Source organism: Roseibium sp. FZY0029 (assembly GCF_036350355.1).
GTDB lineage: Bacteria > Pseudomonadota > Alphaproteobacteria > Rhizobiales > Stappiaceae > Roseibium.
In genome coordinates this window covers 1-22,703 of the sequence record NZ_JAZDVZ010000004.1, presented here as the reverse complement: position 1 = coordinate 22,703, position 22,703 = coordinate 1, and the positions used below count along the sequence as shown (strand labels likewise).

The following is a 22,703-nucleotide window of genomic DNA, read 5'->3' as shown; positions in this document are numbered from 1 at the left end:
GTTTCATGCAACTCCTCCAAGCTTTACGGGAGGCCACAGGGCCTCTCCACCGCCGTCTCGATGATGCGGTTTCAGAGCAACCGATCGAAAGTCCTTCGGGCTACTCTAGATTTCTGTCGATGCACGCAGAGATTCTGCCGGCTGTCGAGGGGTGGTTGCTGCGTTCGAGCGAGTTCGCGAGCTTGCCCGACTCCCGTGCGCGATTGCGAACAGATGCGCTGAGGCGCGATCTGAAGACCCTGAACCTGCCCATCCCAGCGACGCGAGATGTGTCTTTTTTAAATGACGAGTCCTCCGTGGCGGGTATTTGTTACGTGCTTGAGGGCTCCCGGCTGGGTGCCGCCTACCTGTGCGCTTTGCTTGGCAAGTCGGACGCGTCCTTGCCGACGGCGTTTCTGCGTCACGGCGCGGGTCGCAGCCACTGGAAGACCTTTCTGGGATGGTTAACAGAGCAGGAGTGTTCGGGTTCCGCGGTTGAGCGGGCCGTCTTTTCTGCGCGACAGGTGTTCGACAGCTACCTGAAGGCGCTGCTCGAACAGGACAACAACAGGATGCGAGTGTTTGGAACAAGTTGATCTCACAAACTGCGACCGTGAGCCGATTCATCTGCTTGGAAAGGTCCAGTCCTTCGGTTTTCTGATCGCGACGACGCCGGACTGGATTATTTCACACGTTTCCAGAAATGTTTCTCAGTATTTGTCCGTTACGGCTGAGGAGATGCTCGGCAAACGAGCGCTCGACTTCATTCCAGCCGAAAGTATTCATGCGATCCGCAATCGCCTGCAGTTCGTTCATCCGCGCCGCGGCGTGGAGGTTGTCTACGAGCTGAAACTGGAGGGAACCGATCGGTCTTTCGACGTTTCGATTCATTCCCTCGAAACCAACATCGTCATGGAGTTCGAACCTGCCGGCGTGCGCGAAGGCGAGACCAACGATACTGCCAATGTCCGCAACGCCATCGACAGAATGGCCGATCTTCCCCAGGTCGAGGCCATCTATTCGCAGGCGGTGCGCTTCATCAAGATGGTGACCGGCTTCGACCGCGTGATGCTTTACAAGTTCGCGACGGATGGCAGCGGCGAAGTCGTTGCTGAGGCGAAGAAATACGGGATGGCGCCGTTTCTCAACCTTCGCTACCCGGCAACGGATATACCGCGGCAGGCACGTGCCCTTTACCTGGAAAATCCGATCCGGCTGATTGCGGACGTTGCGGACGACGGGGTTGCGGTGGTCGAGCACCGGAAATCGGAAGCTGGTGTGCCGATCGATCTCTCCGGCAGCCGGTTGCGCTCGGTGTCCCCGATCCATCTGGAATATCTGCGCAACATGGGTGTGGGCGCGTCGATGTCGATCTCGGTGATCGTCAACGGTGAGCTGTGGGGACTGATCGCCTGCCATCACAATGAAGCGCTCGTGCCGAGCATGCGCTACCGGAACTGCGCGCTCCTCTTCGGCCAGATGTTGTCCCTGGTCTTGCAGACCCGTTTTGCGGCGGAAGAAAAGTCAAAGGACGTTCGCGTCGCCGAACTGACCACGGAAGTCTCCCGAGCCCTGTCTACCGAGGTTTCTTCGCCGGAACTGCTGAGGTCCTCGGCAGAATCTTTCAGCGAAATCCTGCAGGCGGACGGGTTTTGCGTCATTCAGGAAGACATCCTGCTGCATTCCGGGCTGACGCCCGAAGACGAAGCTGTGCGCACGCTGTGCGACGTCCTGAATGCTTTACCGGGAAACGAGGTGTTTGCGACCAACAGCATCGCTTCGATCATCGAAGGCTGGGATGGCGGCGGTGCGTCTTCAGCCGGTGTGCTGGCAATCCCGATTTCTCGTTCGCCGCGCGACTACATCCTGTTTTTCCGTGAGGAACTCGTCCGGAAGGTCAATTGGGCGGGCAATCCGGAAAAGCCTGTGACGCTCGGCCCGAACGGTGCGCGCCTGACGCCGCGCAAAAGCTTCGAGACCTGGCAGCAGACGGTTCATGGGCAGAGCGAAGACTGGAACTCGTCCGATCTGAGGGTGGCATCGCAGCTGCGGATCATGCTGCTTGAGGTCGTGCTTCGGATGACCGATGAGGCCGGGCGCCAGCGCAAGGCCGCCAACGAAAAGCAGGAACTGCTTATCGCGGAACTCAATCACCGGGTTCGCAATATTCTCGGTCTCGTGCGGGGTCTGATTTCACAGACGAACTCGGGCACCGATTCGACCGCGGATTTCGTCAAGAAACTCGACAGCCGGGTTCAGTCGCTGGCGCGTGCGCATGACCAGATCACGAGGCACAACTGGTCGCCGGCGTCCTTCCGGGAGCTGATCGAAACGGAATCGGAAAGCTATCTGCTCGACAAGAAGGACCGGGTGATCGTGAGCGGCCCGCAAGTCCTGCTGACGCCACCCGCCTTTTCCGCAATGGCGCTCGTCATGCACGAGATGATCACCAATTCCGCGAAATACGGAGCAATATCGGATCAGCGCGGCAGCGTGGAAATCGAGCTGGAAATCGATGGGGACGGAGCCTTGCTGATATCGTGGAAAGATATAGGCGGGCCGCCGGTGAAAACGCCGGAGCGCCGGGGGTTCGGCTCTACCATCATTGAGCGGACGGTTCCCTTCGAACTGAAGGGCGAGGCTGAAATCGACTATCCCGTTGAAGGCGTGACAGCGTTTTTCAAGATTCCGGCGAACCATGTGGTCCCGGGTCGATCGGGCGTGGTCCCGTCCGCCAAGAAAAGCTCGAAGGGCAAGGAGCCGATCAACGTTCCGCAATCGATCCTCATTGTTGAGGACAATCTGATCATCGCCATGGACGCGGAGGATATCTTCCAGTCTCTCGGCGCCGATGAGGTTTGCGTTGTGGCAAGCATCGACGCCGCCCTTTCCGAAATCGAAGACCGAACGTCTCCGTTCGAGTTTGCGCTTCTGGATATCAATCTTGGGTCGGACACGAGCTATGAAGTTGCCAGCCGTCTCTTGGAGATGGGCGTGCCGTTCGTCTTCGCTTCCGGCTATGGCGAAGACGTCGATGCGCCGGAGGAACTCGCCGGCGCCTTGAGGATCAGCAAACCTTACGACAAGGATGTGTTGTCGACGCTGTTTTCTCAGGCGCGCGAAGGCTGACGAACAAAGGTCTCTTTTCCGGTGCCGTTGCCTGCCCGTAAAAGCGGTGCAAAGGCGTTCGGTGAGGCCGGGATCGTTCTGCCAGCCGACAGCGATGGAAGCCCGCCCGCCGGACTGATACCGGGGCGGGCTTCATGCTGCGGGAGAGCGCGCAGTCCGCTTCAGGACTTCACTTTGGTCGCTGTCCTGGGGGCCGTTTTCGGCTTTGAGGCTACGGCCTTTACCTCGTTGAGGCTTTCTTCCGCCGCGCGGCTCATTTCGTTGACACTTTCCATCGCGGTCTCGTTGAGTTCCTCAACAGCGGCTGCGTTTTCGGAAAAGCTGTCGCGGAAGAGCGCGGCCTGCTTTTCGAAATGGGTTTGGTATTCGCTTGCCATCCTGGAATAGAATTCCTGCAGCGTGGCCATCGTTTCTTCCGGTGCGGCACACTGGCTCAGGGATTTGGCGCATTCGAAATCTTCGTGCAGCCGGTGACTGACGAAATTCATGTGATCGTCAAATGCCTTTTCGGCATGGGACCACATGGTCTGTCCCATTTTCTGGAAACTTGCGATTGCCTTGGCTTCGATCCGGTCTTCCCGTTCGGCAAACGCCCAATTTGAAAAGCTGGGCATTGGCCACTCGGTTGGAGCCGGCCATTCGGGTAATTTCGGCCATTCGGCCATCATGGCGCTGAGATCGAAGGCACCCGTATTGCTTTTCGTCGGCATGAAAGATCCTCCGGTTGTTCGTGTGACATGCTACGGCTGGCCACGACGGTTTCCGCCGGCTTGCCGTACCCTGACCTGCAAACGGTTTCGCAACTCGTGCAGGGCCCCGCTCCAAAGGTGACGTTACTGTACCCTTGCCTCAAGGCCAAGCTTTGACACGGATCAAATCGGCTGACGATTCTTCTGCTGAGGAGGAGGGGGCGTCAGGCTCATCCCGGCGCGGCAATTCTTCAGGAGCGATTGAGAAAGTCGCGCAGCACCGCCGTCACCTTCTCGGGAGCTTCCAGCGTGGACAGGTGGCCACAGCCTTCGATCACGGCCAATTCGCTTTGGCGAATGTGGCTGTGGATCTCCTGAGAGATCTCAAGCGGTGTCAGACGGTCGCCTTCACCGACCAGAACCAGTGTCGGGCAGGTGATGTCACCCAGCCGGGGCCGGGCGTCGATGCGATTGATCAGGGCGGTCTGTTGGCGGATGAACGCTTCCGGGCCGGTGTCCTGTGCCATTTCGACGACGATTGCCTTCAGCTCCTCGTCGTCCTCACGTTTTTCATGAACGAAGCCGGGGTAAAGAAGATGCGGAACCTTGGAAAAGCCCTTCTTGCGGGTCAGGTCGATCAGGAATTGCCGGCGTTCGGACTGTTCTGGCGTGTCCGCCCGGGCGTTGGTGTCCAGAAGAGCGAGCTTGCCGACGCGTTCAGGCGCTTCGCGCATGATTTCCATGGCGATGTAACCCCCCATCGACAGAGTGATCAGGGAAAAACGCTCGGGCGCGTTCTCCAGGATGCTCGCGGCAATGGCGGTGATGCTGTCGTGTTCGCGGTGGTTCGCCACCATGATCGGCCGGTCGGCGAAGGCGACGATCTGTGGAGCATAAAGGGCTTCTGTGCACAGAAGCCCCGGAATGAACAGGATCGGGTCGCTCATCAGTCCTCTTTCGCCCGTTCCGCCAGCATCATGTAGTTGACGTCCATATCCCGTGATCTGGCCCAGGTATCGGTCAGCGGGTTGTAGGTGACGCCGCAGCGGTCGATCATGGCCAGCCCGGCGGCCTGGAGTGGGCCTTCGATTTCAGAGGGGCGGACCAGCTTTTCATAGGAATGCGTGCCCTTCGGCAGCCAGCGCAGAACATACTCGGCGCCGACGATGGCAAGCGCATAGGCTTTGAGTGTGCGGTTGATGGTTGCAACGAACATCAGACCGCCCGGGCGGACCATTTGCGCGGTGGCTTCCAGAAACAGCGGCACGTCGGCCACATGCTCGATCACTTCCATGCTGAAGACGACGTCGAAGGTCTCGCCTGCCGCTGCAAGAGCTTCCGCCGTCTCGGCCCGGTAGTCGATCTCAAGGCCGGAGGTCTTCATGTGAAGGCGGGCGATCTTGATGTTGGTTTCAGAAGGATCCGCCCCGACGACGTCGGCGCCCAGCCTTGCCATGGGTTCGCTGAGGAGGCCGCCGCCGCAGCCGATGTCGACGAAGCGCAGCCCCTTGAAGGCATCGGACGCCTTCGGATCGCGGCCGAAATGCCGGCTGACATGATCCTTGATGTATTCCAGCCGTACCGGGCTGAACTTGTGCAAGGGTTTGAATTTGCCCGTCGGGTCCCACCACTCTTCTGCCATGGCGGAAAAGCGCGCGACTTCCTCGCTGTCGATCGTGCTTTTGGTTTCCTGAGCCCTGCCAGTCATCGGACGGTCCTTTCAAGAGCGTGAAGCGGTGTCGCGCTTCGCCTGATCATTCTATGGTTCGAAGTCGTTCCAAGGTCTGGGACTATTTGTCAAGAGACCCAGTTGCAGCAAAGGAACGCAGCCTGTATGCATGTGCGCCGATCCCAGAGGCGCATCAGGCGCTTTCAGACACGACTATAAAGAATACGAGTGGTATGGCCCGACTGGTTTTAAAATTTGGCGGGACTTCGGTTGCCGATCTTGATCGCATCCGGAACGTCGCCCGCCATGTCAAACGGGAAGTGGACGCCGGCCATCAGGTCGCGGTGGTAGTTTCGGCCATGGCCGGGCAGACCAACAAGCTGGTGGAGTTTTGCCGTGAGGCATCGCCGCTCCACGATGCCCGCGAATATGATGCCGTTGTCGCTTCCGGCGAACAGGTGACGTCCGGCCTTCTGGCCATCGTGCTGCAGGACATGGGCGTCAACGCCCGGTCGTGGCAGGGGTGGCAGGTGCCGATCAAGACCGACGAGAACCATGGCGCGGCCCGTATCCGCGACATCGACGGCAGCTTCCTGAGCGAAAGGCTCGAGCAGGGCCAGGTGGCCGTGCTTGCCGGTTTCCAGGGCGTGGCGCCGGACAACCGGATCGCGACCTTGGGCCGCGGCGGGTCCGACACCAGTGCCGTCGCCATTGCCGCTGCCATCAAGGCCGACCGCTGTGATATCTATACTGATGTCGATGGCGTCTACACCACCGACCCGCGCATCGTGCCCAAGGCGCAGCGGCTTGACCGGGTGTCTTTCGAGGAAATGCTCGAAATGGCTTCGCTCGGCGCCAAGGTGCTTCAGGTGCGCTCGGTGGAAATGGCCATGGTCCATGGCGTCAGAACTTTCGTGCGCTCCAGCTTTGACGATCCGGACGCGCCCCAGGTCGGCGAGAACGGCCTTCCGATTGGAACTCTTATTTGCGACGAGGAAGAACTCGTGGAACAGCAGGTTGTCACCGGCATTGCCTATGCCAAGGACGAAGCCCAGATCTCTCTCCGTGACGTTGCCGACAAGCCGGGTGTCGCCGAATCCGTGTTCGGCCCGCTGGCGGATGCCAACATCAACGTCGACATGATCGTCCAGAACATTTCGCCCGACGGCAAAACCACCGACATCACCTTTACCGTTCCCGAAGGCGACTTCGAACGGGCCAACAAGGTGCTGGAAGACAACCGCGGCGTCATCGGTTTCCAGAACCTTGAAGGTGCGCGGGACGTGGTGAAAGTCTCCGTCATCGGCATCGGCATGCGCTCGCATGCTGGCATCGCGGCCCAGTGTTTCCGGGGTCTTGCCTCCAAGGGCATCAACATCCGCGCCATCACCACATCCGAGATCAAGATTTCCGTGCTAATTGATTCAGCATATGCGGAACTTGCGGTGCGGACTCTGCATTCGCTATACGGGTTGGACGGATAGTTCATCCGAAAGGCAGGCCCCTTACAGCAAGGGGCCTGTTAAAAGCGGGATCAACGGGGGCGCAATGCGCAGCAACCTAGCCGGACCGCGCCTTCTGCTCCGCAGACTTCGCGAAGTCATGGCGGAGCCGATCACGGCGCAGGAGCGACTCGACAAGATCGTGGTGTTGATCGCCTCGAACGTGGTCGCCGAAGTCTGTTCCGTTTATATCCTGCGCGCCGACGGCGTTCTTGAGCTTTATGCGACCGAGGGTCTGAAGAGCGAAGCGGTGCACAATGCCTCGCTGCGCGTCGGCCAGGGTCTTGTCGGCCTGATCGCGGCCGAAGCCCGGCCGCTCAATCTGCCCAATGCCAGCGCTCACCCGGGCTTTGCCTATCTGCCGGAAACAGGGGAAGAGGCCTATAACTCCTTCCTCGGTGTGCCGATCCTGAGGGCGGGCCGCACGCTCGGCGTTCTTGTCGTGCAGAACAAGTCTCACCGGACCTACCTGGAAGACGAAGTCGAAGCGCTGCAGACGACCGCCATGGTGATCGCCGAAATGGTGGCCGCCGGTGAGCTGGAAGCCATTTCCCAGAAGGCAACCGGCCTGGACCTTTCCCGGCCGATCACCTCAACCGGGGTCGGCCTTGCCGAAGGCGTCGGTCTTGGCCATGTGGTTCTGCACGAACCGCGTGTCGTCGTCACCAACCTGATCGCGGAAGACACGGATCGGGAAAAAAGCCGACTGGATGCAGCCATCAACCGGTTGCGGCTTTCCATCGACGATCTGCTGGCGAGCGGCGAAATCGCGGCGATCGGCGAACATCGAGAGGTGCTGGAAGCCTACCGCATGTTCGCTTACGACCGCGGCTGGATCCGGAAGATCGAAGAAGCGATCCGCAACGGCCTGACCGCCGAAGCGGCTGTCGAGAAGGTGCAGAGCGACACGCGCGCCCGCATGCTTCGCCAGACCGATCCCTATCTGCGCGAGCGCCTGCACGACCTCGACGACCTTGCCCACAGGCTGATCCGCGAACTCATGGGCCGCGAGCACGGCCCGGGGCTCGATGAATTGCCCCAGGATGCGATTGTCGTCGGCCGCAACATGGGGGCGGCGGAACTGCTGGACTACGGCCGGGACCGCATACGCGGCCTGGTTCTGGAAGAAGGCGGGCCGACCAGCCACGTGACCATCGTTGCCCGCGCGCTCGGCATTCCGACGGTCGGCCTCGTTGAGGATATCGTCAGCCTGGCCGATGGCGGCGACGCAATCATTGTCGACGGCGATACCGGCGAAGTGCATCTTCGCCCTGCCGTCGATCTGGAAAACGCCTATGCGGAAAAGGTCCGCTTTCGGGCGCGGCGGCAGGCCCAGTACCGGCGCTTGCGCAACAAACCTTCCGTCACGCGCGATGGCATCGATATCTCGCTGCAGATGAACGCCGGCCTTCTGGTCGACCTGCCGCATCTCGATGAAGCCGGCGCGGCCGGGGTTGGTCTGTTCCGAACCGAACTGCAGTTCATGGTGGCGTCCTCGTTCCCGCGCATGCGAGAACAGCAGTCGCAATACAGCCAGGTGCTGGATGCGGCCGCTGGGCGTCCGGTCACCTTCCGCTCGCTGGATATCGGCGGCGACAAGGTGCTGCCGTATCTGCGTTCGATCCAGGAGGAAAACCCGGCCATGGGTTGGCGCGCGCTGCGCCTTGGTCTTGACCGGCCGGGCCTGCTCAGAACCCAGATCCGGGCGCTTCTGCATGCGGCTGCCGGGCGGGACCTGAAGCTGATGTTTCCGATGGTGGCGGTGGTCGACGAGTTCCTGCAGGCAAAGTCCCTGGTGGACAAGGAGGTCAAGCACCTGCGCCGCCATGGTCATGCCACGCCGGAAAACATCCGTCTGGGCGTGATGGTGGAAGTGCCCTCGCTGCTGTTCCAGCTAGAGGAACTGATGGCCCAGGTCGACTTCGTCTCGGTCGGTTCCAACGACCTGTTCCAGTTTTTCTGTGCGGTCGACCGGGGAAATACGCGTGTCGCCGACCGGTTCGACACATTGGGGGTCGGCTTCCTGCGGGCCTTGAAATCCATCGTCGATGCCGCAAATAAGGCTCATGTCCCCGTGACCTTGTGCGGGGAACTGGCCGGCCGGCCGCTGGAAGGCATGGCGCTGATCGGTCTCGGCTTCCGGGACCTGTCCATGTCGCCCGCATCTCTGGGGCCGGTAAAGGCCATGCTGCGGACCCTCGACGCCGGCCGCCTGTCGGCCAGGCTGCTGCCACGGCTGGAGCCGGGTCACGATGACAGCAACATTCGGGACGTGTTGAAGCGGTTCGCTGCTGAAACCGATGTTGCCCTTTAGCGCTAACGGGCGTAACTCACCGTAAAAGCGATTATTTCTGGAGAATCAGCGCTTATGCTGGCGCGTCACAAACTCGATACCCTGCTGGACCGGTTCGCGGAACTCGAACATATGATGTCCGCCAATCCGGATCCGGGCGCTTACGTCAAGCTGTCGCGGGAATACGCCGGACTGGAGCCGCTGGTCGGCAAGATCCGTGCCTTGATCAAGGCGGAACAGGATCTGGCCGGTGCGAAAGCACTGCTGCAGGATCCGTCTTCCGATGCGGAAATGCGCGAGCTTGCCGAAATGGAGCGCGACGAACTTGAAGAGCGCGTCGAGGAGCTGGCCCAGGATGTACGCATCGGGCTGCTGCCGAAGGATGAGGCGGATTCCAACGATGCCATTCTGGAAGTGCGGGCCGGCACCGGGGGCGACGAGGCAGCGCTCTTTGCCGGCGATCTCTTCCGCATGTATCAGCGTTATGCCGAGTTGCAGGGCTGGAAGGTTGAAATCCTGTCCGCCAGCGAAGGCGAAGTGGGCGGCTACAAGGAAGTGATCGCATCCGTTTCGGGCGAGAACGTCTTTGCGAAATTGAAATTCGAGTCCGGAGTGCACCGGGTGCAGCGTGTGCCCGCAACCGAATCCGGTGGCCGTATCCATACGTCCGCCGCCACTGTCGCCGTGCTGCCGCAGGCGGAGGATGTCGATATCGACGTTCAGGAAAGCGACCTGAGGATCGACACCTATCGGGCGTCCGGCGCGGGTGGGCAGCACGTCAACACGACCGATTCCGCGGTGCGCATCACGCACCTGCCGACAGGTATCGTCGTTGCGGTCCAGGACGAGCGCTCACAGCACAAGAACAAGGCGCGGGCCATGCAGCTCCTGCGCGCTCGCATCTACGACGAGGAGCGTGAGCGGGCGGCGAGCGAACGGACCGAAGCACGCCGGTTGCAGGTCGGTTCCGGCGACAGGTCGGAGCGTATCCGCACCTACAACTACCCGCAGGGCCGCGTGACCGACCACCGTATCGGCCTGACGCTCTACAAGCTGGAACAGATCCTGTCCGGCGAAGCGCTCGGTGAGGTCATCGAACCGTTGATCCTGGATCACCAGGCCAGCCTTCTGGCAACCGAAGAGGCCTGAGGGTGACCATCAGCCAGCTTTACCGGTCCGTGCGTGACCGGTTCCGGTTGGCCGGATTGCCGACGCCGGACCTGGATGCGAGGCTGCTGGTCAGCGCGGCACTGGGCCTGCCCCTGTCAGATCTTGTCTTTCGCGAACACGAAGACACCACGCCCGAAGCGGCCGGGCTTGCCGAAGCCTATGCGCAGAAACGCCTGGAAGGCATGCCTGTCGGCCGGATACTCGGGGAGCGGGAATTCTACGGCCGCCGGTTTCTGTTGAACCCGGCCACGCTGGAACCCCGGCCAGACACCGAAACCCTGATTGATGCCGTGCTGGAAAGATGCGCTGCCGATGAGGCGCCGGTCATGTGCGATATCGGCACGGGCACGGGCGCCATCGCCGTCACCCTGCTGGCCGAACTTCCCCGAAGCCGGATGATCGCGGTGGATCTTTCGGAACAGGCGCTGGAATGCGCTGCGGGCAACGCGTCTCTTCATGGCGTTGGGGACCGGCTTCTGACAGTGCGCGCCGATTATACGTCCGCTCTCAGGCCCCAGGGCGGTTTCGACTGGGTGGTCAGCAACCCGCCCTATATCCGCACGTCCGTGCTTGCGGAGCTGTCACGCGAAGTGATTCAGCACGACCCGAAGCTCGCGCTTGATGGCGGCGAAGACGGTCTGACGGCTTATGTCCGTATTCTCACGGATGCGGAAAAACTGCTTCGTCCAGGGGGATGGATCGCGCTTGAAATCGGCTTCGATCAAGGGGCTGATCTGAAAAAACAGCTGCGTCATCATAGCTTTGTAGAGATTGAAATCATTAGGGATCTTTCCGGCAACGACCGCGTCGTAGTGGCCCGCATGTCTTAATTTTGCGGATTTGATCAAAAGTGGAAAAAGCACTTGGAAATCGTAACGGAAACGGGTACGTTCCTTTTGCCGAGACCGGAGATGTTATCAGCGTTTAGCGGGGCATGCGCATCCGGCAGCAGGGAACCGGCGCCACTTCAGCGTTTTGGAAACCGTTGTATATCGGACTATCCGGTGTTTCGGACTGTCGAAGAAAAAGACAATCGCGTAGGCCAGCGGCCATTAGCGCGCTGCGTATGTTTTCAATGACAGCCGCTAACCAGCATTGTTGGTTTCGGCAGGTATTTCGTGTCGGTTTTAGGCAATTCCGATGTTGGGTCAGCGTGAAGCTGACCGCCGTTCCGCAAGAGAAAACGGCAGGATGAGACCAGGAAATCAAAGCAATAAGCGTATGCGCGGACGGGGCCGCAAGGGCCCTAATCCGTTAACCCGGACTTACGAATCCAACGGTCCTGATGTGAAAATCCGCGGTACTGCGATGCATATTGCAGAGAAGTACCAGCAGCTTGCACGCGATGCCCAGGCATCTGGCGACCGGGTTATGTCCGAGAACTATAACCAGCATGCGGAGCATTATCTGCGCATTGTGGCTGCTGCGCAGCCGCAACAGCAGCCGATGGCCCATGCCTCTACCCGCAACGAAGCCGAAGACGGTTTCGAAGCCGCGGCATCCAACGGCTCTGGCCATTCCAATGGCGCAGAACGGCCTTCGCAGGACGTGTCCTCTTCGGACGGCGACCTGATGGATGCCGACAGCCCGCAGCCCTTCATCGACGACATGCCCGTCATCGATCAGGAAGGCAAGGTCAACGGCGCCTCCAAGAAGGTGGAGAAGGCCGAAGCCGGTGACGACGAAGCGGATGAGAAGCCGCGCCGCCGGGCCCGGACACCTCGTGCCCGCACGCCGCGCCGGGCTTCCGGTGATCAGCCGGAGGCCGGTCAGGCCGCTGGCGAAGCCACGGAAAGTGCAGAAGCCGCCGGTGGTTCCGACGAAGAGGAACAGCCGAAGCCACGCCGTCGGGTTGCACGCCCGCGCCGCGCCAAGGCGGCTGAAGAAGCTCCTGTCGAGGCACCTGCCGGAGAATGATCCGGTAAAGCGTCAGCCTCGAATAAGCTGAAACAGATAAAACGGCGTCCACGATGGGCGCCGTTTTTGTTTGGCTTGTTGCGATCTGTACCTACAGTGCAGAATAAGATGCCGCAGGGGCTTTTGTGGTGAATATGCAACACTATATAAGAGGAGCAGCCGGGAAACAGGCTGCGCGGATGCCCGTATCAGGGGTCCGTATTCCAGATCGTTCCCCACGCTTCGGGTGGTGCGGACGGGTAGGAGGTATCTTATGAACTTTGAAAAATACACTGAGCGTGCGCGCGGTTTTGTCCAGTCCGCTCAGACCTTTGCCTTGGGGCGGGGCCATCAGCAATTCGCACCTGAACACATCCTGAAAGTGCTTCTGGATGACCAGGAGGGCATGGCCAGCGGCCTGATCGACCGTGCCGGCGGCAACGCCAAGGCGCTGAAGGGCGATCTTGAAGGCCTTCTGGACAAGATGCCGAAAGTCTCCGGCGGGTCCGGACAGCTCTACATGGGCCAGGCAACCGCCCGGCTGTTCGAGCAGGCTGAGAAGATTGCCGACAAGGCGGGAGACAGTTTCGTCACTGTCGAACGGCTTCTGCTTGCGCTTGCCATGGACACCGACAGTGAAACCGGCAAGCTGATGAAGCGGCACGGCATCACCCCCAATGCACTGAACGAGGCCATCAACCAGCTTCGTCAGGGCCGGACGGCTGATACCGCGACTGCAGAAAATCAGTATGACGCCCTGAAGAAATTTGCACGGGATCTGACCCAGGTCGCCCGGGAAGGCAAGCTCGACCCGGTGATCGGCCGTGACGAGGAAATCCGCCGGACCATTCAGGTGCTGTCACGCCGTACCAAGAACAATCCGGTTCTGATCGGTGAACCCGGCGTCGGTAAAACCGCGATTGCCGAAGGTCTCGCTTTGCGAATCGTCAACGGCGACGTGCCGGAATCGCTGAAGGACAAGCAGCTTCTGGCGCTTGATATGGGCTCGTTGATTGCCGGTGCGAAATACCGGGGTGAGTTCGAGGAGCGCCTCAAGGGTGTTCTGTCCGAGGTCCAGGCGGCCGCGGGCAAGGTAATCCTGTTCATCGACGAAATGCACACGCTGGTGGGAGCCGGCAAGGCGGACGGGGCCATGGATGCCTCCAACCTGCTGAAGCCTGCCCTGGCCCGCGGCGAGCTGCACTGTGTCGGCGCAACCACGCTCGACGAGTACCGCAAGCACGTCGAAAAGGATGCCGCTCTTGCCCGCCGGTTCCAGCCGGTGTTCGTGAGCGAGCCGACGGTCGAGGATACGGTGTCGATCCTGCGGGGCATCAAGGAGAAATACGAGCTCCATCACGGGGTCCGTATCACCGACAGTGCCATTGTCTCGGCAGCGTCTCTCTCGAACCGGTACATCACCGACCGGTTCTTGCCGGACAAGGCCATCGACCTTGTGGACGAAGCCGCCAGCCGACTGCGGATGCAGGTCGACAGCAAGCCGGAAGAACTGGACGAACTGGATCGACGGATCATCCAGCTAAAGATCGAGCGCGAGGCCCTGAAGGCCGAAAGCGACGACGCGTCCAAGGACCGTCTGTCCAGGCTCGAGAAAGAGCTGACGGATCTGGAAGAGAAGTCGCAGGCACTCAGCAACCGCTGGCAGGGCGAGAAGGAAAAGCTGCACCTTGAACAGAAGATCAAGGAACAGCTGGAACAGGCTCGCATCGACCTGGAAATCGCGCAGCGGCGCGGCGATCTGGCCAAGGCCGGTGAGCTTGCCTATGGCGTGGTTCCGGAGCTGGAGCGCAAACTCGCGGAAGCGGAAGCTTCCGAGGACGCCGATGCCATGGTCGATGAAGCCGTTACGCCGGCTCACATTGCCCAGGTCGTTTCGAAGTGGACCGGTATTCCGGTCGACAAGATGCTGGAAGGCGAGCGCGAAAAGCTGCTTCAGATGGAAGACATGCTGGCGAACCGGGTCATCGGCCAGGCAGAAGCCATTCATGCGGTTTCCACTGCGGTGCGCCGGGCGCGTGCCGGTCTGCAGGATCCGAACAGGCCGATTGGCTCGTTCATGTTCCTCGGACCGACGGGTGTCGGCAAGACCGAGCTGACCAAGGCACTTGCGTCGTTCCTCTTCGACGACGACAGCGCAATGGTGCGGATCGACATGTCGGAATACATGGAGAAGCACTCCGTTTCCCGGCTGATCGGTGCACCTCCGGGCTATGTCGGATATGAGGAAGGCGGGGCGTTGACGGAAGCCGTCCGGCGGCGGCCGTATCAGGTTGTGCTTTTCGACGAGATCGAAAAAGCGCATAGCGATGTGTTCAACGTGCTGTTGCAGGTTCTGGACGATGGCCGCCTGACCGATGGTCAGGGCCGGACTGTCGACTTCCGCAACACCCTGATCATCATGACCTCGAACCTGGGGGCCGAATATCTGGTCAATCAGGCGGAAGGTCAGGATACGGACGCGGTTCGCGACGAGGTCATGAGTGCGGTCAGGGGCCATTTCCGGCCCGAGTTCCTGAACCGTCTCGATGAGATCGTGCTGTTCCACCGCCTGCAGCGGTCCCAGATGGCCGATATCGTCAAGATCCAGCTGGAGCGCCTGCGGGCTCTCCTCAGCGATCGCAAGATCACGCTGAAGCTGGACGATGGTGCTCTTGGCTGGCTGGCCCAGAAGGGCTACGACCCTGCCTACGGGGCCCGGCCGCTGAAGCGGGTGATCCAGAAGGACGTTCAGGATCCGCTTGCCGAGAAACTGCTTGCCGGCGAAATCCTCGACGGCCAGACAGTCGAAGTCTCCGCCGGTTCCGATCGCCTGATGTTCCAGGTGGTTGGATCGGAAAGCGTCGCCGCCTAATCAGCGCCGATTACACCGATTGAACAAAAGACCCGCGGAAGGAAACTTCCGCGGGTTTTTCTTTTTGTGCTTCGACTGCCGGCCTCATTTGCGTTTTGTCAAACTGGCCGGCGAAAAGGTGTGATATTCATACATTCATAAATATGAAACTAATACTGCGCCTCGGTGTAATCGCGAGGGTGGCCAATTCGGTTTAGGAGGCTCAAATGACAGTCGACCGTGCGGTAATGATGTTCGCGGGTGCCATGGTACTCTTGTCCGTGGCGCTGGGATTTTACGTTTCGCCCTACTGGTACCTTCTCAACGCCTTTGTCGGCCTGAACCTGATGCAGGCATCCGTCACTGGCTTTTGTCCGGCGGCGATCATCTTCAAGAAGCTTGGAGTGAAGGCGGGAGTGGCCTTCTCGTAAGGTGGAGGACGGAATGAGACGCGGTATCTCGCTTTTCTTGCTGCTGACGCTGGCGGCAGCATCCGGTGCCGCGTCGGTGGCTCGTGCCGGCGAATTTCTGGCCGAGCTGGTCTCCGTGTCGGAAACCAAGGCGGTGTTTGCCCAGGTCAAAAGCCGGACGGTCGTGCCTGCCCGCGCCCGGATTGGCGGAACCATCAAGACCATTTCTGTGCGTGAAGGCGACATGGTGATGGCAGATCAGGTCGTCGCTGTGGTCGTCGACGAAAAGATCGCGCTTGAACTGGAGGCCGCCGAGGCTCGGATCGAGGTTCTGCGTTCCCAGCTTCAAAACGCCCGCACCGAGCTTGAACGCGTCGAGCAACTGGTTGCACGCGGCAGCGCGGCGCAAAGCCGGCTTGATCAGGTGCGCACGCAGTTCGATGTGGTCACCAACCAGACCGTGGCGGCAGAAGCCGAGATGGCCGTCGTTCGCCAGCGGGCAAGCGAAGGGAACATCCTGGCGCCGAATGCCGGACGCGTTCTGACGGTGCCGGTTACGGAAGGGTCGGTCATTCTGCCGGGAGAGCAAGTTGCCACAATAGCGAGTGGCCGTTACTTCCTGCGCCTGTCCATCCCCGAGCGCCATGCCGCCCAAATCACCTCAGGTGCGAAAGTTCTGCTGGGCGGGCGCGGCCTGGAGCCAACGCAGAAGGCTGCCGGGAACCAGCAAACCTTTGGAACCATCGTCAAGGTCTATCCTGAAATAGCAGAAGGCCGTGTGACGGCAGATGTCGAGGTCGAAGGGTTGGGAGATTATTTCGTCAACGAACGCACGCTGGTTCATGTTCCTGTTGGCGAGCGGGAGGTCATAGCCGTACCAGAGGCGGCTCTCTCAATTCGGCACGGTGTCGATTATGTGCAGGTTGCCGGAGACGGCGGTTCGCAGGATGTCGCCGTGGTTCCGGGAGCCCAAGTTCTTCACGGTGAGACACTTCTGGTCGAGATCCTGACCGGGCTGCGCGCAGGTGACCGGGTGGTGGTTCCATGAAGCTCGGACTTGCAGGCTGGCTGACCCGTTCTTTCATCGGCTCTCCACTCACCCCGCTGTTTCTGATGGCCTCCCTTGCGTTGGGTCTGATTGCTCTCGTTGCTCTGCCGCGCGAAGAAGAGCCGCAAATCTCCGTGCCTATGGTCGACATTCACGTGGAGGCCAACGGGCTGAATGCGGAAGATGCTGTCAAACTGGTGACGGAACCGCTCGAGACCATCGTCAAGGCGATTGACGGTGTCGAGCATATCTATTCCCAGACCCAGGACGACCGTGTGCTGGTGACAGCCCGGTTTCTCGTCGGGACCGATGCGGATGCCGCCATCTTGCGCGTGCACGAAAAGATCCGCGCCAACATGGACCGGATTCCCGTCGGTATCCCCGAGCCGCTGATTGTCGGCCGGGGTATTGATGATGTCGCCATTGTCGTCGTCACTCTGACACCCGCTCCGGAAGCGGCGGAGCGATGGACCGCGAACGGTTTGACCCGGATTGCGCGGGAACTTCAGACAGAAATCGCCAAGCTGCCGGACATCGGCCTGACCTTCATCGTCGGCGAGCAGCCGGAAGCCATCCAGGTGGAGCCGGATCCCGAAAAGCTGTCTCTCTATGGCATCACGCTTCAGCAACTGGCCGCCAAGATCGAAGGCGCGAACAAGTCCTTCCGGACGGGCTATGTGCGCGAAGCCGGCGAGCAGCGGGTGCTGGTGGCTGGCGAGACGCTGCAATCGGCCGAAGAGATCGGCAACCTGTTCCTGACTGCCCGCGATGCCCGGCCGGTTTATGTGCGCGATGTCGCCCGCATAGATCTCGCCACTCACGCGGCGGAGCACCGGGTTGCCAACATCCGGAAATTGGAGGGAAAGCTGACCCTGGCCCCGGCTGTGTCGCTGGCCATCGCCAAACGCCCGGGTACAAATGCAGTGGTGATTTCCGATGAAATCGTCTCACGGCTGGAAGCGATCCGCGGAGATCTGTTTCCAGAAGATGTGGACATGGAAATCACCCGGAACTACGGCGAGACAGCCAACGAAAAGGCCAACGAACTGCTGTTCCACCTTGGTCTTGCAACGGTTTCCATCGTTATCCTGATCGCGCTAGCTATCGGCTGGCGCGAAGCGCTGGTGACGCTGGTGGTGATACCGACCACCATCCTGCTTACGCTTTTTGCAGCCTATCTGATGGGCTACACCATCAACCGGGTCAGCCTGTTCGCCCTGATCTTTTCCATCGGCATCCTGGTGGACGACGCCATTGTGGTGATCGAGAACATCGCCCGGCACTGGGGCATGGCCGACGGCCGCAGCCGCACGCAAGCGGCGGTGGAGGCTGTGGCGGAAGTCGGCAATCCGACCATCATCGCAACGTTGACGGTGATCGTCGCGCTTCTGCCGATGCTGTTCGTCTCAGGCCTGATGGGGCCCTATATGGCGCCGATCCCGGCCAACGCGTCGGCAGCGATGCTGTTTTCCTTCTTTGTCGCGGTGATGCTGACGCCCTGGCTGATGATGAAATTCGCAGGGCGCGGCGGCGGGCATTCCCACGTTCCAGCAGCGCATGGCGGGGCTCTCGGCCGACTTTACGTTCTGGCAGCCAGACCGCTGATCGGATCGCGCTTGCGGTCCTGGGTCTTCCTGCTGCTCGTTGGGGTCTGCACCTTAGGTTCGCTGGCGCTGTTCTACACCACCGACGTCACCGTGAAGCTGCTTCCGTTCGACAACAAGGCAGAGCTGCAGGTGCTTGCCGATCTGCCCGAAGGAGCTTCGGTCGAAGACACCGACAGGGTTCTGCAGGATATCGTTGCCCGCCTGGAAGACGTTCCGGAAATCCTGTCGTTCCAGACCTATGCCGGAACCGCATCGCCTTTCAATTTCAACGGGCTGGTGCGCCATTACTATCTGCGGGCCTTGCCCGAGCAGGGTGACGTTCAGATCAATCTCAGCGAAAAGGGCGAGCGGGACCGGACCAGCCACGAGATCGCGCTGGATATTCGTTCAATTCTTGAAGGCCTCGATCTTCCTGACGGTACCGTCCTGAAAGTGGTTGAGCCACCGCCCGGACCGCCGGTTCTGGCGACGTTGCTTGCGGAAATCTACGGTCCGGATGCCGATAGCAGACGGGATGTGGCGCGCAAGGTTCGCCAGGCCTTCGAGGATGTTCCGTTCATCGTCGATGTCGACGATAGCTTCGGTGCCCAGGCTGACCGGGTGCGCATCGCCATCGATCAGGACAGGCTGGAATATCACCGGGTCGAACAGGGTGATGTGTTTGATACGATCCGGCGGCTATATGGCGGCACCGACGTTGGCTATTCGCACCGGGGACGCGCGCGCTATCCTGTTCCAATCCGGATCCATCTTGCCAAGGGCAACATGGTGATGGGAGAGGCCGTTCTTTCAACACCGGTGCCGGCCAACGCCCTGCCCGGAGGCCGGGGCGTGATCGAACTTGGTGATGTGGTGACGGTTCGCCGGGAAAAGACGTCCTTTCCCGTGTTCCGCCACAACGGGCGCGCGGTTGAAATGGTGACCGGTGAACTGGCCGGTGCGTTCGAAGCCCCCGTCTATGGAATGATGGCGGTTGGCCAGCGGCTCCGCGATATGGACTGGGGCCCGGACGGCGCACCGGTTATCGCCCTTCACGGACAGCCCGAGGATGAAACCCGGCGAACCCTGCTCTGGGATGGCGAATGGGAGGTCACCTGGGTCACCTTCCGCGATATGGGAGGCGCCTTCATGGTGGCGATTCTGGGCATCTACTTCCTCGTGGTGGCCCAGTTCGGTTCCTTCAAGCTGCCACTCGTCATTCTGACGCCTATTCCGCTCACGCTGATCGGCATCATGCTGGGGCACTGGCTGTTTGCAGCGCCGTTCACGGCAACATCCATGATCGGCTTCATCGCGCTGGCCGGCATCATCGTGCGCAATTCCATTCTGCTGGTCGATTTCATCCAGCATTCGCGCACGCCGGAAAAGCCGCTCCTGGACGTTTTGCTTGAAGCTGGTGCAATCCGCTTCAAGCCGATCCTGCTGACGGCGCTTGCCGCCATGATCGGCGCTGCGGTGATCCTGAGCGATCCGATCTTCCAGGGACTGGCGATATCGTTGCTGTTCGGCCTGGCGTCGTCGACAATCCTGACGGTTCTGGTGATCCCCGCCATCTATATGGCCCTGCGCCATGGGCGGGCACCTCGGGCGGCGACTTCCGACGCGGAACACGTGGAAGGCTGATGGCTGTCGCCGTAGTTCGCTGCGACCGGGGTTGATCCGTCAGCTGGCCGCAGGCTCGCCGATTGGGTCTTGTTCTGCTGCCGAGCGCAAATGATGACCTGAGTGGCGGCCCCACGGACAGTTGCGCCGGGTTTCCTCAATGCCTCTATGGGAACTCTTCAGGAGATCAGGCGTAGCAATGTTCGGCCGTGGCGCCAAAGCACCCGGCCGAACGGCTATCCAGAGTGTCAGTTGACGGCTGCGATGCGGGATGGCTTGCGGACCCGGTCCAGCAGGCTGTCGACACGGTATCGTTCAGCTTCGAACGCGGTGCGCATTTCACCATCCAGGGTCCGGCCCTTGGGCAGCTTGATCCGCATCGGATCCATGTAGCGGCCGTTCACCAGCACCTCGTAGTGCAGGTGCGGGCCTGTCGACAGGCCGGTGGAGCCGACGTAGCCGATGATCTGGCCCTGGGAGACCTTGACCCCTTCACGGATGCCGCTGCCGAAGCCGCTCATGTGGTTATAGGTGGTGGTATAGCCGTTGGTGTGCTGCAGCTCGATACGACGTCCATAGCCGGAACTCCAGCCTGCCTTCACGATCGTGCCGTTGCCGGCCGCCATGATCGGCGTTCCACGAGAGGCGGACCAATCCACACCGCGGTGCATCTTGGTGTAGCCGTGAATCGGGTGACGGCGCATGCCGAACCCGGAGCGGAACTTGCCGCCGTTGAGCGGCTTGCGAATAAGAAACTTCTTCGCGCTCTGGCCGGTCTCGTCGTAGAAATCGGTCACGCCGTCGTCAGGCGTGCGGAACCGGTAGAACTCCCGGGTGGTATTGCCGGTGTTGAGCGCGGCATACAGAATTTTCGGCGGCGTGTTGTCATCACCATCGGTGAAGAACAGCTCAAGAGCATCCCCCGGCTGGACGCGCGCGTTGAAATCGACATCGAAGGAGAACATGCGCACCAGATCATTGATGATCTCTTCCGGCATGTCCTGTTCGAGCGCGGTTTGATAAAGGCTGTCATAGATGGCGGGCGTCGGGCCGCCGTAGGAAACGCGGTCGGCTTCTTCGAAGGCATCAGCAAGGAAGGTGCTCGGTTCCTTGGCTTCGATATAGACACCGCTGTCCGAGCGGGCGACCGTGGCCTGGTGTTCGGTGTTCTCGTAAAGGCTCACGCGTTCAGGACGCATCCGCTCCAGATCATCCGGTGACGGGGCGTAGGCGATCCGCAGCCTTTGACCTTCTGTCAGATCGGTTATGCCGAACAGGTTCGAGAAGGCAGCCGAAATGGCAAGGGCTTCTTCCTCGGTCGCATCATAGTCCATCATGACGTCGACCAGATCCTGGTCCTTGGTCACGGGCACGATGCTCTCGTCCATGCCGGCAAAGCGGATGTCTTCGTCCTGCTTGGAAACGAAGGACACGTTTTCCGGAGTGATACGCACAGCGTAGCGTTCCAGGTCCGGCTGAAGCGCGAGATTGAAATCGAAGCGGCCCGGATCGACGAGGGATTTTGCCGCCATTTCGACAGCGTCAATCGAGAGCGTGCGCGCGGTTTCGCGAACGGCAAGCTCGACCTCGGTCTCGGACGGGGTCCGATCCATGTCGATATCGGCGCTGGACGACGGGAAGGGGGCAAGCGAAATGCTGACTTCGCTTTCCAGCTTTGCGCCGTAAATGGAATCTGCCGGAAGCGGTGTGCCGGCTTCCGCAACATTGGTGCCGCCGTCGTCATCGTTATTGTCGGCGAACATGTTCAGCGGATTGAACGGTGGAATGCGTTCGGCCAGCTCCGGATCCTTGCGGGTCGCAAGCGTCGCGCTGACGAAGACATGCGGCTGGACGCGAATATGGTCGCGGTCGCCTTCGCGCGTGACCACATTGACGTCGATGACATGCTTGCTGGAGTACTCCGCCGCGGTGCGCAGGACGCGATCGCCCTTGGTGCCGCCGCTGGACAGGGAAAAACCGTTCAAAAATGCATCGGAAGAAGGCGCAGCTTCGACACTATACTGACCGTCGAGCGCCGCCATGAGGGCGCCGCCCATAAGAACAAGCGACGTGACGCCAGTCAGGACGGTGCCGGCAAACCAGCGCAAAGACACCTGACGCCGGTCGGACATGCCACTACGGCCTTCGTAACCGCGCAGAGGCGGTTCTTCACCCAACTCTATCCTGAGGGTCTGCGCGCTATGGAAGGGCCCAAAATGCATTAATACCTGTCCGGTCCTTTTAAGCTATCGCATGAATCCGAAGTCCGCAGCCCTGCGGCGCGGCCAGTATGTTTCAGCGCTGCTAAACATAACAGATCCTGCTACATGCAGTGTTTGATTTAAATCGTCAATTGTTTCTGCACGGATGCCCACCGGGGGGAACCGCTTCGCGATGGTGGGTTACGAGCAGAATTTGTCAGTTCTGTGGTCGCAAAGAGGCCTGACACCATCTTTATAAGGGGCTCGTGCAGCAGCCCTGGGTCTTTCTCCTGGCTCCTGTGGGAAAACGCACAAAAGAATTCAAAAAAAATCGTGGGGGTGCGTCAAGGCCCGGGGGGTAAGGTGATGATTTACCCTAGCAATTCCGGGCGTTTCAGCCTGTGTGAATCTTTTTTGACAAAGAGTGTTGACTCATCTTCAGGCCCTGCGTATAACGCCCTCCATCGACGGCGGCGCCGCCAACACGGCGCTCCTCGCTGTTGGTTCTACCAAACAACTTTGCCGCATCGACCTGGCAACAGGAGAGTGGTTCGGCGTCTTTGGTTGAAGGCTTTTAAGCCGCATTTGCTGACTGGCGAATGGTTCTTTGACAATTTGATTATTGAAGGAAGGGAAGCGTAGGCGGCGTTGGCCTTG

General features: G+C 60.4%; 15 protein-coding genes. 11 read left to right on the top strand and 4 right to left on the bottom strand.

Features of this window, described 5'->3' with window-relative positions; translation table 11 throughout:
• Nucleotides 1-5: 5 nt before the first annotated feature.
• Both V1T76_RS11640 and V1T76_RS11635 read left to right on the top strand, forming a co-directional pair.
• On the top strand, nucleotides 6-575 hold the full coding sequence (locus V1T76_RS11640; protein WP_330560837.1) for a biliverdin-producing heme oxygenase: 570 nt from the start codon (nucleotides 6-8) through the stop codon (nucleotides 573-575).
• Nucleotides 562-3,108, top strand: coding sequence for an HWE histidine kinase domain-containing protein (locus tag V1T76_RS11635; RefSeq protein ID WP_330560836.1), 2,547 nt, complete (start codon nucleotides 562-564; stop codon nucleotides 3,106-3,108). Before V1T76_RS11640 ends, V1T76_RS11635 begins: the two co-directional genes overlap by 14 nt.
• Nucleotides 3,109-3,269: 161 nt before the next feature.
• On the opposite strand, the gene V1T76_RS11630 is transcribed toward V1T76_RS11635, so the two are convergent.
• The 3 genes from V1T76_RS11630 to ubiG all read right to left on the bottom strand — a co-directional run bounded on the left by V1T76_RS11630 (nucleotide 3,270) and on the right by ubiG (nucleotide 5,505).
• Nucleotides 3,270-3,818: a hypothetical protein gene (locus tag V1T76_RS11630; RefSeq protein ID WP_330560835.1), complete on the bottom strand. Its 549-nt coding sequence runs from the start codon at nucleotides 3,816-3,818 to the stop codon at nucleotides 3,270-3,272.
• Nucleotides 3,819-4,048: 230 nt separating this feature from the next.
• Nucleotides 4,049-4,744 (bottom strand): alpha/beta fold hydrolase, encoded by a 696-nt coding sequence (locus V1T76_RS11625; protein ID WP_330560834.1) that lies wholly within the window; start codon nucleotides 4,742-4,744, stop codon nucleotides 4,049-4,051.
• Nucleotides 4,744-5,505 (bottom strand): bifunctional 2-polyprenyl-6-hydroxyphenol methylase/3-demethylubiquinol 3-O-methyltransferase UbiG, encoded by a 762-nt coding sequence (ubiG, locus tag V1T76_RS11620; protein ID WP_330560833.1) that lies wholly within the window; start codon nucleotides 5,503-5,505, stop codon nucleotides 4,744-4,746. Before ubiG ends, V1T76_RS11625 begins: the two co-directional genes overlap by 1 nt.
• Before the next feature lie 194 nt (nucleotides 5,506-5,699).
• Here ubiG and V1T76_RS11615 point away from each other — a divergent pair, with 194 nt between their 5' ends.
• The 9 genes from V1T76_RS11615 (at nucleotide 5,700) to V1T76_RS11575 (ending at nucleotide 19,866) form a co-directional block, all read left to right on the top strand.
• Nucleotides 5,700-6,950, top strand: a complete 1,251-nt coding sequence (locus V1T76_RS11615; protein ID WP_330560832.1) for an aspartate kinase — start codon at nucleotides 5,700-5,702, stop codon at nucleotides 6,948-6,950.
• A 64-nt stretch (nucleotides 6,951-7,014) separates the two neighbouring features.
• On the top strand, nucleotides 7,015-9,282 hold the full coding sequence (ptsP, locus tag V1T76_RS11610; RefSeq protein ID WP_330560831.1) for a phosphoenolpyruvate--protein phosphotransferase: 2,268 nt from the start codon (nucleotides 7,015-7,017) through the stop codon (nucleotides 9,280-9,282).
• 54 nt (nucleotides 9,283-9,336) lie between these two features.
• Nucleotides 9,337-10,410 carry a peptide chain release factor 1 gene (gene prfA / locus V1T76_RS11605; protein WP_006932382.1) on the top strand — a complete coding sequence of 358 codons (1,074 nt, stop codon included), beginning with the start codon at nucleotides 9,337-9,339 and terminating at the stop codon, nucleotides 10,408-10,410.
• A 2-nt stretch (nucleotides 10,411-10,412) separates the two neighbouring features.
• Nucleotides 10,413-11,261 (top strand): peptide chain release factor N(5)-glutamine methyltransferase, encoded by an 849-nt coding sequence (gene prmC, locus V1T76_RS11600; protein ID WP_330560830.1) that lies wholly within the window; start codon nucleotides 10,413-10,415, stop codon nucleotides 11,259-11,261.
• 310 nt (nucleotides 11,262-11,571) lie between these two features.
• Nucleotides 11,572-12,348 carry a DUF4167 domain-containing protein gene (locus V1T76_RS11595; protein ID WP_330560829.1) on the top strand — a complete coding sequence of 259 codons (777 nt, stop codon included), beginning with the start codon at nucleotides 11,572-11,574 and terminating at the stop codon, nucleotides 12,346-12,348.
• 253 nt (nucleotides 12,349-12,601) lie between these two features.
• Nucleotides 12,602-15,199 carry an ATP-dependent chaperone ClpB gene (gene clpB, locus V1T76_RS11590; RefSeq protein WP_330560828.1) on the top strand — a complete coding sequence of 866 codons (2,598 nt, stop codon included), beginning with the start codon at nucleotides 12,602-12,604 and terminating at the stop codon, nucleotides 15,197-15,199.
• Between the two features lie 206 nt (nucleotides 15,200-15,405).
• Nucleotides 15,406-15,609, top strand: coding sequence for a YgaP family membrane protein (locus V1T76_RS11585; protein WP_330560827.1), 204 nt, complete (start codon nucleotides 15,406-15,408; stop codon nucleotides 15,607-15,609).
• A gap of 13 nt (nucleotides 15,610-15,622) precedes the next feature.
• Nucleotides 15,623-16,636 (top strand): efflux RND transporter periplasmic adaptor subunit, encoded by a 1,014-nt coding sequence (locus V1T76_RS11580; RefSeq protein ID WP_330560826.1) that lies wholly within the window; start codon nucleotides 15,623-15,625, stop codon nucleotides 16,634-16,636.
• A complete protein-coding gene (locus V1T76_RS11575; RefSeq protein ID WP_330560825.1) occupies nucleotides 16,633-19,866 on the top strand; it encodes an efflux RND transporter permease subunit in 3,234 nt (1,077 codons plus the stop codon). Before V1T76_RS11580 ends, V1T76_RS11575 begins: the two co-directional genes overlap by 4 nt.
• A 227-nt stretch (nucleotides 19,867-20,093) precedes the next feature.
• Here the strand turns inward: V1T76_RS11575 and V1T76_RS11570 are convergent, their stop codons facing one another.
• A complete protein-coding gene (locus tag V1T76_RS11570) occupies nucleotides 20,094-22,067 on the bottom strand; it encodes a M23 family metallopeptidase (RefSeq protein WP_330560824.1) in 1,974 nt (657 codons plus the stop codon).
• Between the last annotated feature and the right edge of the window lie 636 nt (nucleotides 22,068-22,703).